Source organism: Chryseobacterium sp. S90 (assembly GCF_047444895.1).
GTDB lineage: Bacteria > Bacteroidota > Bacteroidia > Flavobacteriales > Weeksellaceae > Chryseobacterium.
On the sequence record NZ_JBLGCX010000009.1, the window covers coordinates 58,205 to 76,150 of the forward strand.

General features: G+C 35.7%; 16 protein-coding genes. 6 read left to right on the forward strand and 10 right to left on the reverse strand.

The genetic code is table 11. The features are described from left to right. The first annotated feature begins 74 nt into the window (after window positions 1–74). The 3 genes from ACLMCG_RS20095 to ACLMCG_RS20105 all read left to right on the forward strand — a co-directional run bounded on the left by ACLMCG_RS20095 (window position 75) and on the right by ACLMCG_RS20105 (window position 3,011). Entirely contained in the window at window positions 75–521 is a 447-nt protein-coding gene (locus tag ACLMCG_RS20095; protein WP_047379989.1) for a GatB/YqeY domain-containing protein, read from the forward strand. Window positions 522–977: 456 nt separating this feature from the next. After that, window positions 978–1,388, forward strand: a complete 411-nt coding sequence (locus tag ACLMCG_RS20100; RefSeq protein WP_034693910.1) for a BrxA/BrxB family bacilliredoxin — start codon at window positions 978–980, stop codon at window positions 1,386–1,388. A gap of 105 nt (window positions 1,389–1,493) precedes the next feature. Then, window positions 1,494–3,011 carry a GH3 auxin-responsive promoter family protein gene (locus ACLMCG_RS20105; protein WP_413960936.1) on the forward strand — a complete coding sequence of 506 codons (1,518 nt, stop codon included), beginning with the start codon at window positions 1,494–1,496 and terminating at the stop codon, window positions 3,009–3,011. A gap of 58 nt (window positions 3,012–3,069) precedes the next feature. Here ACLMCG_RS20105 and ACLMCG_RS20110 read toward each other — a convergent pair whose 3' ends face one another. The 10 genes from ACLMCG_RS20110 to ACLMCG_RS20155 all read right to left on the reverse strand — a co-directional run bounded on the left by ACLMCG_RS20110 (window position 3,070) and on the right by ACLMCG_RS20155 (window position 12,470). After that, window positions 3,070–3,480 (reverse strand): hypothetical protein, encoded by a 411-nt coding sequence (locus ACLMCG_RS20110; protein ID WP_047421955.1) that lies wholly within the window; start codon window positions 3,478–3,480, stop codon window positions 3,070–3,072. Between the two features lie 28 nt (window positions 3,481–3,508). After that, window positions 3,509–3,871, reverse strand: a complete 363-nt coding sequence (locus ACLMCG_RS20115) for a hypothetical protein (RefSeq protein WP_413960937.1) — start codon at window positions 3,869–3,871, stop codon at window positions 3,509–3,511. Window positions 3,872–3,875: 4 nt separating this feature from the next. Beyond that, on the reverse strand, window positions 3,876–4,847 hold the full coding sequence (locus tag ACLMCG_RS20120) for an endonuclease/exonuclease/phosphatase family protein (RefSeq protein ID WP_223598111.1): 972 nt from the start codon (window positions 4,845–4,847) through the stop codon (window positions 3,876–3,878). A 73-nt stretch (window positions 4,848–4,920) separates the two neighbouring features. Next, a complete protein-coding gene (locus ACLMCG_RS20125; protein WP_413960938.1) occupies window positions 4,921–5,913 on the reverse strand; it encodes an endonuclease/exonuclease/phosphatase family protein in 993 nt (330 codons plus the stop codon). 9 nt (window positions 5,914–5,922) lie between these two features. Further along, on the reverse strand, window positions 5,923–6,651 hold the full coding sequence (locus tag ACLMCG_RS20130) for a rhomboid family intramembrane serine protease (RefSeq protein ID WP_413960939.1): 729 nt from the start codon (window positions 6,649–6,651) through the stop codon (window positions 5,923–5,925). A gap of 6 nt (window positions 6,652–6,657) precedes the next feature. Next, window positions 6,658–8,448, reverse strand: coding sequence for a DNA mismatch repair endonuclease MutL (gene mutL / locus ACLMCG_RS20135; protein WP_223598114.1), 1,791 nt, complete (start codon window positions 8,446–8,448; stop codon window positions 6,658–6,660). 314 nt (window positions 8,449–8,762) lie between these two features. Continuing rightward, window positions 8,763–9,590 carry a YoaK family protein gene (locus ACLMCG_RS20140; protein ID WP_413960940.1) on the reverse strand — a complete coding sequence of 276 codons (828 nt, stop codon included), beginning with the start codon at window positions 9,588–9,590 and terminating at the stop codon, window positions 8,763–8,765. A 27-nt stretch (window positions 9,591–9,617) separates the two neighbouring features. Further along, window positions 9,618–10,112, reverse strand: coding sequence for a hypothetical protein (locus ACLMCG_RS20145; protein ID WP_413960941.1), 495 nt, complete (start codon window positions 10,110–10,112; stop codon window positions 9,618–9,620). Window positions 10,113–10,346: 234 nt separating this feature from the next. Further along, window positions 10,347–11,759 carry an ATP-binding protein gene (locus tag ACLMCG_RS20150; protein WP_413960942.1) on the reverse strand — a complete coding sequence of 471 codons (1,413 nt, stop codon included), beginning with the start codon at window positions 11,757–11,759 and terminating at the stop codon, window positions 10,347–10,349. A gap of 3 nt (window positions 11,760–11,762) precedes the next feature. Then, window positions 11,763–12,470, reverse strand: coding sequence for a response regulator transcription factor (locus ACLMCG_RS20155; RefSeq protein WP_149834323.1), 708 nt, complete (start codon window positions 12,468–12,470; stop codon window positions 11,763–11,765). 192 nt (window positions 12,471–12,662) lie between these two features. Between ACLMCG_RS20155 and ACLMCG_RS20160 the strand changes: the two genes are divergently transcribed. The 3 genes from ACLMCG_RS20160 to ACLMCG_RS20170 all read left to right on the forward strand — a co-directional run bounded on the left by ACLMCG_RS20160 (window position 12,663) and on the right by ACLMCG_RS20170 (window position 17,943). Then, a complete protein-coding gene (locus ACLMCG_RS20160) occupies window positions 12,663–13,232 on the forward strand; it encodes a helix-turn-helix domain-containing protein (protein WP_413960943.1) in 570 nt (189 codons plus the stop codon). A gap of 565 nt (window positions 13,233–13,797) precedes the next feature. Next, window positions 13,798–16,623, forward strand: coding sequence for a TonB-dependent receptor (locus tag ACLMCG_RS20165; RefSeq protein ID WP_413960944.1), 2,826 nt, complete (start codon window positions 13,798–13,800; stop codon window positions 16,621–16,623). Between the two features lie 9 nt (window positions 16,624–16,632). Then, entirely contained in the window at window positions 16,633–17,943 is a 1,311-nt protein-coding gene (locus ACLMCG_RS20170; protein WP_413960945.1) for a DUF5690 family protein, read from the forward strand. Window positions 17,944–17,946 lie beyond the last annotated feature (3 nt).

A 17,946-nucleotide genomic window follows, 5' to 3' on the forward strand; every position in this document is an offset into this window, starting at 1 on the left:
AAATTTATTAATGATTTTACATATCGATTCATCTATACATTAATACTTTTTACGTTAGTACAAATAAAAATAACATGAGTTTAGAAAATATAATAAGCGAAGCTATAAAAACAGCCATGAGAGAAAAAGACAGAGTAGCTCTGGACTCTCTTCGTGCTGTAAAATCTCAGATTCTTCTTTTACAAACAGAAGCAAGAGGTGCTGAAGTTTCTGCAGAGCAGGAAATTGCTATTCTTCAGAGAATGATCAAGCAGCGTAAAGATTCTTTTGAGCAGTTTTCTGCTCAGGGGAGACAGGACCTTGCAGAAGTAGAAGAAGCTCAGATGAAAGTAATTGAAAAGTTTTTACCTAAACAGCTTTCTGCGGAAGAACTTGAAACAGAAATTAAAAATATTATTTCTGAAACCGGAGCCGAATCTATCAAAGATTTAGGGAAGGTAATGGGAGCAGCATCAAAAGCATTAGCCGGAAAATCAGACGGAAAAAGTATTTCCGAGATGGCCAAAAAGCTGCTGTCTTAGTTGAAAGCTAACCGTTGATGGCATATCCATAACCCTTCAACTTATTTTCTATCAACTATTTATATTAGGATATACAACCTTTGCATATCGATTTGATTAAAGAAGCCCGGAACTTTTCAGTTCCGGGCTTCACTTTCTTTGGATATTAAAGTTTGTTAATCAGTTTTGATTCTAAACTGCAAAAAGAATTAAGATACTACCATATTTTATAGCGTATTTAAGTGATTGATTGCTTGAGGGAAAGCCTTAAATGTTTTTTTCATGGTCGTTTGTTTTTCAGAATCATTTCAAAATTAATAATAATTTTCCATTATTCCTAGTCTTAATTCACATTTTTTTGAATATTATTACAATATTAATATTTAATTAATTTTATATGACTAATCGATTGATAGTTTTTATATATTGAACAAACGCAAAGAAATGCGTAACTTTGTACAGATAAAAACAAAATATATGTACCCAACAGATTTAGTAATGCCTATGAAGGCAGAGCTTACAGATAAAGGTTTCCAGGACTTAACAACTCCAACTCAGGTAGAAGATGCCTTGAAGCAGTCCGGAACTACATTATTGGTTATTAACTCCGTATGTGGTTGTGCTGCAGGTGCTGCAAGACCAGGAGTTGTATACTCTTTGACTGGAGATAAGAAACCTGATCATTTAACAACTGTATTTGCAGGATTTGATACTGAGGCTGTAACAGAGGCAAGAAAACACCTTGCTCCATTCCCTCCAAGTTCTCCATGTGTAGCACTTTTCAAAGATGGTGAATTGGTTCACATGCTGGAAAGACACCACATCGAAGGGAACCCTGCAGGAGCTATCGCAGCAAACCTTCAGGCTGCATATGATGAATATTGCTAAGAAACAATAATCTAAATATCAAACCGTTACATATTTTGTAACGGTTTTTTTATTTAATCCTGTAAAAAATTCTCAGAAAATTCAAATATCATTATATTTGTTGGAATGGCAACCAAAGCACTTTTCAATACCGTAGTTAACTGGTTCATCCGTCAAAGGATAGATCAGATACAGAATTTCATGGACCATCCCATTGAGACTCAGAAAGGTATACTCTTTTCTCAGCTGTTTCATGCTGAAGATACGGAATACGGTAAATTATACGGATTCAACTCTATATCAAGTTATCAGGATTTTAAAAACAAAGTTCCGATCGTTACCTACGAAGAAATGGAGCCTTATATTGAAAAAGCAAGACAGGGGCAAAAGGATGTAAGCTGGCCCGGGCTCATTAAACATTTTGCCAAATCATCGGGGACCACCAATGCCAAAAGTAAATTCATCCCTATTTCTGCAGAGAGCCTTGAATACTGTCACATGAAGGCAGGAAAGGATATGGTATCCATTTACGCCAATAACCATCCCGAAAACCAGCTTTTTAATTATAAAAATTTACGTTTAGGAGGAAGTTCTGAATTGTATGCTGACTTTAACACAAAATTTGGCGATTTATCCGCTATTTTAATTGATAATCTCCCATTTTGGGTAGAAATTACCACGACTCCAAGCAAGAAGGTATCTTTGATGGGAGAATGGGAAAGCAAACTGAAAGCAATTACCTCTGAAGTAAAAAATGAAGATGTGGGAAGTATCCTTGGGGTACCAAGCTGGATGATGGTTCTTCTTCAAAAAGTATTAAAGGAAACCAATATCGGAAGTATTTCAGAACTATGGCCGAATCTGGAGGTGTTTTTTCACGGTGGAATCAGTTTCAAGCCCTACAGGGAGCAATTCAGGCAGATCATCGGAAAAAACATCAATTACTACGAAATTTACAACGCTTCTGAAGGCTTCTTCGGAATACAGGACAGGTCAGACAGTGATGAAATGCTGCTGATGCTGGATTACGGTATATTTTATGAATTCATTCCTATGGATCAGTTCCATTTTTCAAATCCGAAAGTGGTAAGCCTGGAAGATGTGGAAGTAGGAAAAAATTATGCAATGGTTATTACAACCAACGGCGGCTTGTGGAGATATTTGATTGGTGATACTGTAGTCTTTACATCAACCAATCCATTCAGAATTAAAATAACAGGAAGAACCAAACATTATATCAATGCTTTTGGTGAAGAACTGATGATTACCAATGTGGAATCTGCTCTTTCAAAAGCCTGTGAAGTTACAGGAGCACAAATCACGGATTTCACAGGAGCTCCTGTCTTTATGAAAGGAAACGAAGGAGGTGCCCATGAATGGATCTTTGAATTCAGCCAGCATCCGGATGATCTGGATAACTTTATTGACGCTTTTGATAAGCATTTAAAGACTATTAATTCTGATTATGAAGCGAAGAGATACAACAATATGACCCTTAAAAGGCCTATCGTACACATCGCGAAAACTAATCTTTTCTATCACTGGCTGGAAGCTAAAGGAAAACTTGGCGGACAAAATAAAGTTCCAAGACTGAGCAACGACAGAGAATATATTGAGCCTCTGCTGGAAATGAATAAAAACTAAAAATTTTCTTTTCAGTTAATTAATAAAAAAAGCCGTAATTGAATTACGGCTTTCATTTTTATTTGCTTAAGTCTTCTTTCACTTTTTTTGCAGCTTCCTCTACTTTTGAAGCTCCTTTTTTGGCGGCTTCTTTAGCATCCTGTCCTACTTTATTTGCTTCCGTTTTGATATCCTGTCCGGCTTTGTGAAGATCCTGTTTCGTTTTATCGGCTGTTGCATCAATTTTATCTTTAGCCTTTTGAGCTGCATCATCAATCTTATTTCCAGCGGCATCTACTTTTGCTTTCACATCTTCTTTTGCATTGTTAATTTTTGCAGTATCAACAGTGTTTGGCGTTTCTGTAACGGTGGTAGTAGTTGTAGTAACTGACCCATCAGCGTTTTCTACCTGTTCTGTTTTTGTTGTTGATTTTGTACATGCTACAGTGAATACTGAGATCACTATTGCGGCAAGAATTTGTTTTTTCATATTATATATTTTTTTAATGATATTGGCATTATTGTGTTTTAGAGTCTGGAGTTGAAGGTGTTTCTGCAGGTTTCTGTTTCTTTTCTGCGTCTGCTTTTTTCTTTTCCTCTTCCTGTTTTGCTTTATTTTCTTTTTCAAGTTCTGCTTTTAGCTTATTCTCTTCTTCCTGAAGTTTTTTAGCCTGTTTTACAGAATCCAGATATTGAGGAGAAGACATTCTTATCTTGCGGGCAATATCTACTGAAACAGCTCCTGTAGAAAAGGAATCAATAGCAACAGTATCATAATTCATCTTAACTTCCTGCTCAGCAGCAAATCCCGGAGTTTCTTTCTTGGAACATGCAGTGAAAAGGATTGTGAAAATAAAAATCGCAGACAGTATATTTTTCATGGAACTAATTTAGCAGAAATTCTGCAATTACAGGATAGTGATCCGATAATTTCACAGACTGGTCTACTTTATAGCTTAAAGGAATAATGGATTTTGAACTGAAAATATAATCAATTCTCAAAGGTACTTTATAGTCATGAAAACTGCTTGCACTTCCCTTTCCCGCCACCAAAAAGGCATCCTGAAGGTCTTTTCCAAGATTATAATATTCATAAGAATTGGGAACAGAATTAAAATCTCCGGCTAAAATAACAGGGTAAGGCGATAAATCTACCATTTTTCTGATTCTTTTCACTTGATCTTCATGAGCCTGAAATGTAGGGGTCATATGCGAAAGCAGTTGAGAAACGTTTCCAAAACCTAAGCCGTCAAGCTTCGTAAACATAGATTTATTAAGTCTGAAAGGTTCAAGATAAACATTAATAATTCTGATTACTTTTCCATTAATATCTATATCAGCATAAAATGAATTTCCTCTTGCTTTCTCATCAATCAGTTCTGCCTGTCTTACAATTTTATGTTTTGTTTTAAGAATAACTGATGGGTATTTTATAAGGTCTCTTTTTATAGCGCGGTTGGTATCTTTTTCCTGTACAAGAATAATATCTGCATCCTGTTCTTTAATGTAATTTTTCACTTTATCCCAACCGTATTCTCCATATTTCACATTAAATGTCAATACTTTAATATCCCGAATTGTTTTCCCATTTTCCGTTTTTGGAGAAAAGTTGATCCATCGTCTGATTGGGTTATAGAAAATAAGTGTACCTAATGCAAATGCGATTGCTATTTTTTGTTTCTTAAAAATCCAGATCAGTGTAAGAATTATATGCGCCAGTATCAGATAGGGAAAACCAAGTGAGAGAAGATTAAGATTGCCCAAAAGGTTAGGCGGAATCCATGCATTCCCTAATGTGCTTAACAGCAACACAGCAATAACGATATGTATAAATAGTAATATCTGATTCGACTTCATGAAAAAACGGTCTTGGTACGGTTTTCTTTCAACAAAAATCCTACCAAGCAGACAATTTTAACTCTTTTTATGATTATTTATTCTCCGCGGAAAATTTCACGATGACAGGATAATGATCTGAAATACTTATAGAACGGTCAACTTCGTAAGATATTGCCTCTAATGATTTTGAAGAAAAAACATAGTCGATTCTGATTGGAAATTTATAGTCGTGAAAACTGGTTGCACTGCCCTTTCCAGCCGTTAAAAATGCATCTTCAAGCCCATCTGATAAATGGTAATATTCGTAAGAATTGGGTACAGAATTAAAGTCTCCGGCAAGGATGACCGGATAAGGTGAATTTTCAATTACTTCGCGAATGAGCGCTACCTGTTCCTGATGTTTTTTAAAGGTGGGAATGAGTTTCTTAACCACACCTATTACTTTTCTTTCATTGGTGTCAGCATCTTTGCCAGGTTTTATCATCTCTTTTTCGAACCGGAAAGGATTAAGGTATACATCAATAAACCGATAAACTTTTCCATTTATTTCAATATCAGCAAATATCCCCGGAATTCTCAAATCTTCATTTGGGGGTTGTATTATTTTTTCGTTAATGATTTTATGTTTGGTAAGGATAGCAAATATACCACTCGGTTTTACTTTCTGATACCCTTTAAACTCATACAAGCCGGCACCATCTTCCTGTAAAAGAATAATATCGGCATTCTGAGATTTCAAATAAGCCCCTATATTTTTTCTTCCCCAAAAACCAGCTCTAGCATTAAACGAAACGACTTTTATTTCAGATTTACCTTTTTCAGGAGATGAATAATTGACCCAACGTTTTACAGGATTAATAAAAGCAAGACCTGCAAACATAAATACAAACGCTCTTTTTTTCCAGCTGAAAACCCAGAATATCGTCAGAATGATATAAAGGATCATAAGCACCGGAAAACCTAAGGAAAGCAGATTAAACCACGGAAAAACCTTCGGTGGAACATATGCATTCAATAATGTGCCCAGCAGCAAAAATAGAATCCCAAGATGCAGAACAAATAGTATGAGTCGGAAAACCTTCACAATATTATTTTAATTGAAACGGTATAAATGCTTTTTCCAGATTCTTGCCAGCAGCCAACCTACTAAAGCTCCACCTACGTGAGCAAGGTGAGCAATGCCGCCTCCATTGCCGGAAAGCCCGAGATATACGGAAACAACAACAATGATAGGCAACAGATATTTTACTTTAATCGGAACCGGAATAAACATGATTCCAATTTTAGAATCCGGATACAATGTTGCAAATGCCGCCACGACACCGAAAATAGCACCGGAAGCACCTACCATAGGCGTGGCTACAATACCTTTGAAACTTTCCAGTAATTCTTTTTGCTTAAGAATGGAATCTGTATTCCCAGCAAACTCAACACTGGCACCAGACAAATATGCATTTACATTAAATCCAAGCTGCTCCAGCTCACGCGAAAGCTGCTGAACTTCAACAAAATTCCACAAATTAAAAAGGAAAAATGCTCCTAAACCACTAGCAAAATATAAAATCAGATACTTTTTGTCTCCTAATGTCTGCTCCAGAATGGGCCCAAAACTAAAAAGAGTCATCATATTAAATAAAATATGCATGATACTTCCGTGCATGAACATATGGGTAATAACCTGCCATGAATGGAAAAAAGGTGAGAACGGATAAAAGCCCGCGAGATAACCAATCATCTGATTACCCATAAAATAAGTAACAATAAATACTATAACATTGATAATAATAATATTTCTTGTAATCGGCGGTATATTGTTAAACATAATTTTTTAAAATTTGTTTTTAAAATCATTAAACGGAACTTCGTAATAGCATCTTTTTCCATCCGGTAAAAATTCCGGGAAGCCTAATGCTGTAAAGTCTTTAATAAGCTGTTCCGCATCTTTTTTATAAATAAAGTCGAATCTTGACTTCGACTGCATTTTGTTCCATTGATTATGGTAATACTGCAAAAATTCTTCTTCTGTCTTATATTCCAGGATCTCAAAAAGGTTTTCCAGGAATTGCATTGCCTGGGTTTCTTTCAGTCCTTCAGGAAGAGAATCTATTCGAAGTACACTTTCATGAGCAATTTTCATGTCAAACCCTAATTCCGGAAGATATTTTTTGAACGAATTGTATTTTGCCTTCTCAATTTCATTCATATGGTATTCCAGAGAGAAAAGAAGAGCGTGGCTGTTTGTGTTTGATTTTCTGGTAGATTTATTTCCTTCAGAAACCAATAACCTGTGCATTCTTCCGAGATCCAGCATCAATGTCACATCTCCTTTATTGAAAAGCCAGTAGCCGTTCGGAAGCCTCATCAGGTCTTCATCAAAATCTTCATCTTCAAATAAATTGATCTTTGAAGGCTCAGCAGTAATATTCTGATGATACATTTCCGTAAGGTTCTGAATTTCTTCCGGGTGCACTACATTTTTTTCTTCAAGGAACGGGTTATAATCTTTATCTACGATAATTTCCGGCATCTTTACAAAGCCACTTCCACCACCGTTTCCTTTGCTTGGAATGGGTTTATTCATCATTTCATCCAATTCCGGATCTCTGTCGAAATCAAGGCTTGGAGAAACATTATAAATTCCTAAAGATCTTTTGATGGTTGAGCGCAGTAAAGCAAAAATAAGATGTTCATCTTCAAATTTCACCTCGGTTTTCTGTGGATGAATATTCACATCAATTTTCTCCGGATCAAGCTCCAGGAAAAGGAAAAATGAAGGTACATATCCAGGCTGAAGCAATCCTTCAAAGGCTTCCTGTACTGCTTTATTGAAGTATGGGCTTCTGAAATACCTTCCGTTCACAAAAAGAAATTGCTCTCCTCTTGCTTTCTTGGCTCCTTCAGGCTTGGCAACAAACCCATGAAGCTTACACCAGATAATATCTTCTTTAATAGGAATCAAAAGCGGCTGAAGTTTTCTTCCGAAAACATCTACAATGCGCTGCATCTGACTTCCTTTTCTCAACCTGAAAACAGCTTCATCATCATGGAAGAGGGAAAATTCCAGATTCTCATGAGCTAGTGCAACACGCTGAAATTCATCAATTACGTGTCTGAATTCAATATTATTGTTTTTTAAAAACTTCCTTCTTGCAGGAACGTTATAGAAAAGATTTTTCACTAAAAAATTTGATCCGTCTGCTGTCTGAACCGGGTCCTGAAACTGGAACACTCCTCCTTCAATATAAATGTTGGTACCGATAGATGTGTCTTTCTGTTTCGTTCTGAGCTCCACCTGAGAAACTGCTGCAATAGATGCCAGCGCTTCACCACGGAAACCTTTTGTAGCGATCTTAAAGATATCTTCAGTTCCTTTGATTTTGGAGGTGGCATGTCTTTCAAATGCCATACGGGCATCTGTTTCGGACATTCCTTTTCCGTCATCTACCACCTGAATAAGGTTTTTACCGGCATCTCTGATGATCAGTTCAATTTTCGTTGCATCTGCATCAATAGCATTTTCCAAAAGTTCTTTCACGATGGATGCAGGCCGCTGCACCACCTCTCCCGCTGCAATTTGGTTGGCTACATGATCCGGTAAAAGCTGAATAATATCTGACATAAAACGTAAATCAACTTACAAAAATAGTCAATGGAAACGGGAATTAAAATACCAAAACCGTGATTTAATATTTAATTATCAACATTTTTGCCTGTTTATCCCCAATCAATTTTTTTAATGTTTGTAATGAAGGGCGTTAGCAAGTTAATTGCTTCAATCCGAAAATTTTCATTCCAGCAGCCATGAAAAACAGGACAAAAACAAGACATTCAGAGATATTTAAGTTAATTTTTAAGAAAAATGCCCCTATTCTATAATAAAATAAGGGCACTTACAGCTAGTTTATACAAAAAATTAATAGTGTGTTTTATATTTTAATCCTCAAAGACAAGCTTTCTTTTCTTCTCTCTTTTAGGAATTCCATGGATTTTATCGTACAGGTAAGCAAAAAGATTCGGTTTTTTATAAATCCTGCTGTATCTGTATTTTGTGTTGAAGTGACGAATATGAATTTTATAGGCATCATACCCGATTACAATCAACAAACATATACTAATCACATAGAACACTCTGAATTCCAGATAGTAATATGTCAATCCTGAGAATACCGCTCCCATTACGTAAGCAAGCATAATACTCATCAGAAGTTTTGCTCTGCCAATCAGCTCTCCGTTTTTTCTGTATTTTTTCTGTGTAAACATAGACACCAGGATTCCTAAGTCGGTGGTTGTCCCGGTAAGGTGGGTTGTTTTCACAGAGAAGTTGGAAATACTTGCGGTAAGACCGTTTTGCAGTCCGGTAGCGAAAAGCATCAATGCTACTAAATATTCTGTTTCTTCTAATGTTTTCTGGTAATAAAACTGCCCATATACTCCTACAAACAGAAGACATATGATTTCCAGCACAATGGGCATAGAATGGGCAAAATATTTACTTTTCTTATTAAAGTTGATTACAATAAAGTTAGACAGGAAGCTTCCGAAGAAGAATAAAAAGATCCATGCGCCTACCACAGCTACCTGTGTCCAGTTTCCTTTACTTATTTCTGCCGCTAAAATAGCGTAGTGTCCCGTTACATTCGATGTAAAAGAAAGAAATATCAATAGGGAAGCAATGTTTATAGTACCCGCCGTGAAGGCAGTCAGCGTCCCCAACCTGATATTGTCTCCCAGTGTCCTGCTGTTACTATAATTTCTTAACATTTTTTTATTTTTTAAATTTGTGTTTATTTAGACCTCTACAAAGATCTCTGCCAGTCTTCCTCTTTCCGGAAGTCTTTCTCTTACTTCAACGGTAATTTCATGGGATTGCAGCTCTTTGCATTTTTTGATGTAAGGAATCAAATCAAACTTACCTTTTCCTTTACTTTTGATAGATGGAGAATAATATGCCTCTTCAATATTTTCTGCCTTTACATATTGATTGAATGTTCTTTGGAAACTTCCCGTAAAGACATCACAGATGATTTTATTAACCAGATGAGGATATTTATTACTGATAATTCCAAAAGCATCACAGAATTCTGTAGGTCTGATTTTATTGAAAACAGATGTTTTGGTCGTGAATAAAAGGTCTCTGATAGAATCTCCGGCATCATATCCGGAAGTCAGAAGGATATTATATTGGTTCTGATCTTCTGATGCATCTTTCTCCTTAAGTACTTTTTTCAATATATTCAATGACTCAAGAGAGTAATCTGTCGCAATTAAAATTGTTTTAGCCATGTTCTTTATTATTTTGTATTGTGTTTATCTTTTTTGATGATACAAAACTAGAACGACCAAATTAGAAGATCTTTGGAATGGAATTAAAATGTGATTAAAGAGATTAAAATGAGATTAGAAAATTGTTAAGAGGACTTAATATAGGAAAAAATTAAAATCAAAAAAAGGAGACAAACATCTGTTTTTCAGAATAAAATAAATTAAAAATGAGTAAAAAAACTAGAATAGAGATTCTTACTTGTTTATTTCTTCCCCTTTCTGCATACTATAGAAATTCGGGAACTTCATCTGTACGGTTGTTCCCTGATTCTCATGCGAACTTACAATCAGTTCACCATGATGCATTCTTACGATGTTTCTGGCCAGCGGAAGTCCTATTCCGTAGCCTTCATAATTGTTCGTATTAGAGGCTCTGAAGAATGGGTCGTAGATTTTGTTCATTTCTACTTCCGGAATTCCGATTCCATTATCTTTTACAATAATATACACATCTGTATTGGTGGCTCCGAGAGAAACTTTAACCTGCTGAAAATTAGAATATTTACAGCCATTACTGATGATATTCGCTACCGCGAGATGCAATAACTGTTCGTTCCCCTGAACTTTTAGTTTTTTAGGATTATCGGGAAGCATACTGATATCAAGATAGATATTGTTTCGGGAATCAATTCTCCTAAGTGTTTCAATAACGTCCCAAAGAAGCTGATCAATTCTTACCTTATCCATTTTCTGGATCTTTCCGTCGAATCCGGTTTGGGCAATCATTAATAATGCTTTAATCTTTTTATCCAGTTTTTCGGCTTCGTCCAGAATAATTCCCAGAGTTTCTTTGTATTCGTCGGCAGTTCTGCTGATGGAAAGGGCAACATCGGCTTCTCCCATGATGGATGTAAGAGGCGTTCTCAATTCGTGGGAAACATTTCCGATCAGGTGATTCTGGGTCTCGAAAGAAGTTTCAATACGGTTGAGCATATCATTAAAGGTATCCACCAATTCATTAAGTTCCTTATTATCAGGTTGTGATTCCAATCTTAAGTGAAGGTTTTCAGAACTTATTTCCTTTACTTTTCCTGTAATTTTTAAAATGGGTCTGAATAACGTTTTGGACAGATAAAAAGAGAAGATCATACTAAAGAATAATGAAAGTACGATACATGTAATCAGTGTTCTTTTTAAAAATCCGAGATAATAAACCACATAATGGTTTTTGGCAGAAGCGATTGCGATATAATCTTTATCATCATACCTGAAACTCTGTCCTATATAATAGAATTCTTCATCATTATAATTGGACTCTCCTTCTTTAATGATATTTTTAAAGAAATAAGCAGGAATATGAACTTCCTGAGATATTTTTTTGAAATTGGAATCGGTAGGAACGGCAAAAACATAATCTTTTTCCATCGGAAGCTCTTCATCATTCAAACTGTTGAGCACATAGTTTTCCGGAAGGTCGAGATGGTCTTTGCTTTTCTCAATCTGAACAATGGTAGCTGTCCTGATTTTCAGGAGTTCATAAAACCTCTGATGTGAAAAATTAACGATAGAAAAGTACACCAAACCACTGAACAACAATATGATGGCTGTAAAAACCAACATTAAAAGCACCATCGTTTTGGTCTGATTTGTAATGACTTTATTAAACATCTATTATGTTTTTTTCAACACATACCCCATTCCTATTACTGTATGTATCAACTTATTATCATCCTGGCTATCCAGTTTTTTCCTTAAATAATTGACATATACATCTACCACATTGGTTCCCAGCTCATAGTTTACTCCCCAGACTGCATCCAGAATTTCTGCTCTGGAAATTACTTTTTCAGGATTATTCAGGAAATACAACAGGAGTTTATATTCTGTGGAAGTAAGAGAAATGTCTTCTCCCGCACGGGTTACTTTCTTTGTATAATCATTCACCATCAGATCCGAAAATTGAAAAACATGTTCATTATCCGGCTCCGGTTCAGTGATTTCCTGCGGACCATTGTTGTTACTTCTTCTTAGCAAAGACTTCACACGGGCAACCAGCTCAATAAATTTGAAAGGTTTCACCAGATAATCATCTCCTCCGCTTTCCAGTCCGAGAACGATATTTTCAGAAGTTCCCAATGCCGTTAAAAACAAAATCGGAACACTCTGATTCGTTTTTCTTATTTCTTTACATACATCCAGACCATTCATTTCCGGAAGCATAATGTCTAAAATTACCAGATCAAAATCGTTAGCCTGCACCAACTGTACTCCTGTACGCCCGTCAAAAGCTACAGAAATTTCATATCCATTTTCCTGAAGTCCCTTTTTAATGAAAGATACTACACTGGTTTCGTCTTCGATAAGAATAATTTTTTTCATAAATGAAATAAGGAGTTTTACAAAAATAGGGAAATTTTCCTGGGGAGAAAAAGTGAAGAATCTCAGAGGATCAAGTAGCAAATAATAATTTTCAATGAATTGATTCCCTCCCGTACCTAAACTCTATAGAATAATATTACCTTTGTTTGAATATAATGATGAAAAAATAATTCAGGTTAAATTGCACAGCGTATGAACGACTTTTTAATAGGTATTGGCAAGAGATTAAAGGATATTAGAAAAAAGAATAATTTAACCATTAATGAACTGGCTTTCAAAGCAAATGTAAGCAATGGTCTTGTTTCCAGGATTGAAAATGGGAGAACGATTCCTTCACTTCCTGTTTTATTAGATCTGATTCAATCTCTTGAGATTGATGCCAGTTATTTTTTTGAAGGGGTTGAGAAAAAATCCAACGCCAAATTCATTTATGTTCCAAAAGAAAGCCAGCAAATCATCGAAAAAGAAGTAGAAGCTGAAGGATTCAAGTATATGCACATCTTCAGCAAAAGTCTTCATTCTTTGGGTTTTGAAGCTGTACTCCTAACTCTCGAACCTAATTCTAAAAGAGAGAAGGTTATTACAGATGCCTGGGAATTCAAATACATTTTGAAAGGAGAAGTGAAATATGTGATTGATAATGAAGAAATCATCTTAAAAGAGGGTGACTCTTTATATTTCAACGGAAAATTTCCTCACGTTCCGGTAAGTATTAGTGATGAAAGCTGTGTGATGCTTGTTCTTTACTTTTATACTGCTTAAATACATCTTTTTTAATCATTTTTATTATTTTCGCTTTTGTCATTCTGACGAAGGAAGAATCTCTTTCATTACATTTCATTTCATTCAGAATGACAATCCTGAGAAAGATTCTTTCTAAGCGCATGCATATGATAAGCTTCATCAGCAACAACGTCGCAAACTTTACATCCTTATAATATGACATTATAGTAGTAGTTTTGCGTTTAAATAATAGTCACTTTATACATTACTATTCAATTTTGGGTTTCTATCTTAATATAAAAGTTTACAAATATGCAACTTTTGTTTTTACATTTTCTTCTAGGATGAACGAAATATTAACTAAAACACATCTATTTTCAGCAGATTTTTATTCCTTTTATTTTTAGGGAATATTTACGAAAAGTGTTGAAATAGTGTATTTAAAACTTATTCTGGCCTATTTTCAAAGGTCAACTCCAATGCGTTTTCAAGTAAAATAGCTGTAACAAATAGTCGCTATTTGTTAAACAATACTTAACATGAAATATTTATATATATTAAAATTATTAGCGTGATTTGCATAAAAAATTTAATATATGTAAAAATGAAAACAAATTTAGAGAAATTACTTACCCTTGTTTTTGCCTGTTTCATTGTATTTGTTTCAGCGCAGAAACAGTTAATTATAGGAACTGTTCTTGACGGCAGCCAGCCTCTTCCCGGGGCCACAGTCAAAATAAAAGGCTTATCCAGAAATATAACAACTGATATTGAAGGAAAATTTACCATCAATGATATCAAAGAAGGCCAATATACTTTACAAATAAGCTATATAGGTTATGAATCTACAGACATTAACGTGGATCTGAAACCGGAACAAACAGCTGATCTAGGAATCATCAAACTTTCCCAGTCCCGAAAAAACATCGATGAAGTAGTGGTTACCGGAACGTTGAAAAATACAGAAGCAAGAGCTTTAAACCTTCAAAAAAATGCCATCAATATTACCAACGTAATCGCCTCAGATGGGATTGGGAAATTACCGGACAGAAATGCAGCAGAGACGGTACAGCGCGTACAGGGAGTTTCTATTGAAAGAGATCAGGGTGAAGGAAGATTTGTTTCCCTGAGAGGACTTCCTCCTTTCTGGGCGTCTACAACCATCAATGGAAACAGACTTCCAACGGCTGAGGAAGAAACAACTTCCAGAGCTACAGCTTTCGACTTCTTTCCTACGGAACTGATCTCGTATGTACATGTAAACAAGTCTTTTACCCCTGATATGGAAGCAGACGGAATTGGTGGCGGTGTTAATTTTATCACGAAAACTCCACCTATGAAAACAGAATTCAAAGCAACAATTGGAAGTGGATATAATACAAAGTCTGATAAAGGCGTTTACAACCTTGGATTCTTGTATGGAGGAAGAACAAAAGATAAAAAATTCGGATACCTGTTCAATTTCGCTCATTTCATAAGAAACTGGTCTACAGATAATTTCGAGGCAAGAAGAAGTGGAGACGAGGGTGTTTTCAGACTGGAACTCCGTGATTATAACGGGGTAAGAAAGACAACCGGGATCAATACAGCCTTTGAATATGTATTATCTCCAAAAACCACTTTCTATTTAAAAGGAATGTATGGTACATTGTCGGATGACGAAACTCATTACAAACACAGAATCCGATTTGATAAGTTCAGCAGTGCCAATAATACAGCGAGGGTTGAACTTCAGAACATCCACAATTTACTGATCACAGAACTTACTTCAGTTTCTTTGGGAGCGGTTCATCAATTAAATAAAGGAAAAATCGACTGGGATCTCTCTTATTATGACAACAAATTCAAGTATGGAAATATCCCTGACAAGCAGAACAATTCTTATTATGTCATCAAGTATACCCAATCTGGTGTAGGGATCAATCCTGATTATATTTCCAATCATGGAAATGGCCCAAGAGCTTACTGGAAAGCGGATGGTGGAAAACTAGATTATAAAAATCCGGATGCATTATTCGGCTTTTACAGTGATCCGAACTTTAAGATGGACGCCTCCCAGATGAGATTTACAGATCTTGAATTTTATAAAGTTTTTGTAGAGGAAAAGGATAAAATCGTTGCAGCATTCAACCATGAGATTAATGCTTCTGATAAACTGACTTTAAAGTATGGTTTTAAATACAGAGATAAAGAACGTAATGCAAAGTTCTCTGATATTTTCTACAACTGGAGCAACGGAACAGCCCCGATTCTGTCTGAGTTTTTACCATATATAACGACACAGCCCAACGGACCGAAATATTTAAGTGAAATGAACGCTCACATCGGGAATACTTTCGGGCCGGTCCTTTCCACCAATGGAATGAATCAGTTCTGGTACGATAATCAGGGAAATCTAAAAATTAATACTGCTGATTCTGAAGCACTGGAATATAATAAAGCATTAGGAAGAAACTTTGATGTGTTTGAAAAACATGCAGATGCTTATGGGATGGCAACGTATAAACTGAATGATAAGATCATCATTTTAGGAGGAATCAGACTATCAAATACCAATACCAAAGTAAGAGGATACAGCGTAAATGATAATGTACTGACTCCTGTAGAAAATACCAAAAACTACCTGGCTGTTCTTCCGATGATTCATTTGAAATATACTTTAAACGATAAAGCCAACCTCCGTTTTGCAGCAACAAGAACTTTCTCAAGACCGAATTTTGGAGATCTTACGCCGGGAGGAACTTATATTGAAGCAGATAACGAGTTTAAAGGAGGAAACCCCAACCTTAATCCTACCTATTCTTTGAACTTTGACCTTATGGGAGAATACTATTTCTCCAACGTAGGGATTTTAAGTGGAGGAGTTTTCTATAAATCTATTACAGATCCTATTTTCCAGGATTCTTTTATCGGAAATTATAATGGAAACAACGGAGTACAGTTTACCGCACCAAATAACGGAAAAGCAGCATGGTTGGGAGGTATTGAACTGGGAATCAACAAGAGATTTGATTTTCTTCCAGGATTTTTACAGTACTTCGGAGTACAATTGAATGCTACATTCATGACTTCTGAAATGGAAAAACCAAACGGAAGAACGGTTGCTCTTCCCTATCAGGCAAAGGAATTGTATAACGCACAGCTTTTCTTTGAGAAAAAAGGATTCAATGCCAGACTGGCTTACAATTATAAAGGGAAATATGCTGTAGAATACGCTGAGGAAGACATCAATGATTCTTATTACGGTAAATACAGTAATCTTGACTTCGGAGGTTCTTATCAGTTTACAAAATATCTGACTTTGTATGCGGATGTGAACAATATCCTGAACAAACCTCTGATCTATCACTTCGGTAAAAACGAAGACCGTCCTGAACAGGTAGAATATTACGGAGTACGATTCAATCTTGGAGTAAAACTGAACTTCTAAACCATTATCATGGCCAGAGCAATCAATAAAAAAACATTAGTAACACTGAAGGCCGCTTTTGCTGCTTTTGGTGTTTACTTCTGCATGTACGGCTTCAGAAAGCCTTTTACTGTAGCTTCTTTCGAGGGACTTTCCTATTTTGGAGTAGATTATAAGATTCTGATTATCATTGCACAGGCTGTAGGATATTTTATCTCCAAATTCATTGGAATCAAATTTATCTCGGAGTTGAAACCTCAGAAAAGAATCGCTTATCTCTTTACTTTCATTGCCATTGCAGAACTTGCATTGTTAGGATTTGCAGCTGTTCCCGCTCCTTACAATATTATATTTATGTTCATCAACGGAATTCCGTTGGGAATGATCTGGGGAATTGTTTTCTCTTATATTGAAGGACGTAAAACCACAGAAATCATTGGTCTTTTTCTATGTTCAAGCTTTGTGGTTTCTTCAGGATTTACAAAATCTGTAGGGAAGTTTTTAATGGATACGTTCTCAATTTCCGAATTCTGGATGCCGTTTTCAGCAGGATTTATTTTTATTATTCCATTGATTCTTTTCGGTCTGCTTCTTGAAAAAATTCCCCAACCTTCGGACGAAGATATTTTGCTTAAAAACAAAAGACAGCCATTGAATGGTTCGGAAAGAAAAGCACTGATCCAGCAGTTTTTTGTTCCGATTGTGTGTATTATATTTCTGTATATCAGCTTAACTGTTTTAAGGGATTTCAGAGATAATTTCAACCGGGAAATCTGGGACGGATTGCATTTTAGTTTCGACAGTTCTATTTTTACCTTAACGGAGATTCCGATTGCGGTGATGGTTCTTTTGATCTTAAGTTTTATGGTGAAAGTGAAAAACAATAAAAAAGCATTTGCTTATTATCATTATATTCTTTTTGTAGGAATTCTTACTGTAGGCCTTTCTACTTATCTTTTTCAGCAGGGTTCTTTGTCTCCTTTTTTATGGATGACGGTTTCAGGTTTTGGAATGTATATTTGCTATATTCCTTTTAACGGAATTTATTTTGACCGGATGATTGCCGCTTTTGAGATCAAAGGAAATGTAGGTTTTCTGATCTATATTGTAGATTCATTCGGGTATCTGGGAAGTGTTCTGATTCTTTTATATAAAAACTTTGGCTCTGCCCAGACTTCATGGTTACATTTTTACATCAACTTAAATTATATCATCACCGTTACGGTTTTTATTCTTTCGGTGATTGCTTTTCTGGCTTTCAGGAACAAATCAAAGCCGAAATCAAACTTAAACTCAAATTCTAATCAATTCATCAATTTCGATACGTCGAAAATTTTATAATAA

Coding starts and splice junctions, on each gene's coding strand:
- ACLMCG_RS20095 (WP_047379989.1), top strand. CDS start 75: ATGAGTTTAGAAAATATAATAAGCGAAGCTATAAAAACAGCCATGAGA.
- ACLMCG_RS20100 (WP_034693910.1), top strand. CDS start 978: ATGTACCCAACAGATTTAGTAATGCCTATGAAGGCAGAGCTTACAGAT.
- ACLMCG_RS20105 (WP_413960936.1), top strand. CDS start 1,494: ATGGCAACCAAAGCACTTTTCAATACCGTAGTTAACTGGTTCATCCGT.
- ACLMCG_RS20110 (WP_047421955.1), bottom strand. CDS start 3,480: ATGAAAAAACAAATTCTTGCCGCAATAGTGATCTCAGTATTCACTGTA.
- ACLMCG_RS20115 (WP_413960937.1), bottom strand. CDS start 3,871: ATGAAAAATATACTGTCTGCGATTTTTATTTTCACAATCCTTTTCACT.
- ACLMCG_RS20120 (WP_223598111.1), bottom strand. CDS start 4,847: ATGAAGTCGAATCAGATATTACTATTTATACATATCGTTATTGCTGTG.
- ACLMCG_RS20130 (WP_413960939.1), bottom strand. CDS start 6,651: ATGTTTAACAATATACCGCCGATTACAAGAAATATTATTATTATCAAT.
- mutL (WP_223598114.1), bottom strand. CDS start 8,448: ATGTCAGATATTATTCAGCTTTTACCGGATCATGTAGCCAACCAAATT.
- ACLMCG_RS20140 (WP_413960940.1), bottom strand. CDS start 9,590: ATGTTAAGAAATTATAGTAACAGCAGGACACTGGGAGACAATATCAGG.
- ACLMCG_RS20145 (WP_413960941.1), bottom strand. CDS start 10,112: ATGGCTAAAACAATTTTAATTGCGACAGATTACTCTCTTGAGTCATTG.
- ACLMCG_RS20150 (WP_413960942.1), bottom strand. CDS start 11,759: ATGTTTAATAAAGTCATTACAAATCAGACCAAAACGATGGTGCTTTTA.
- ACLMCG_RS20155 (WP_149834323.1), bottom strand. CDS start 12,470: ATGAAAAAAATTATTCTTATCGAAGACGAAACCAGTGTAGTATCTTTC.
- ACLMCG_RS20160 (WP_413960943.1), top strand. CDS start 12,663: ATGAACGACTTTTTAATAGGTATTGGCAAGAGATTAAAGGATATTAGA.
- ACLMCG_RS20165 (WP_413960944.1), top strand. CDS start 13,798: ATGAAAACAAATTTAGAGAAATTACTTACCCTTGTTTTTGCCTGTTTC.
- ACLMCG_RS20170 (WP_413960945.1), top strand. CDS start 16,633: ATGGCCAGAGCAATCAATAAAAAAACATTAGTAACACTGAAGGCCGCT.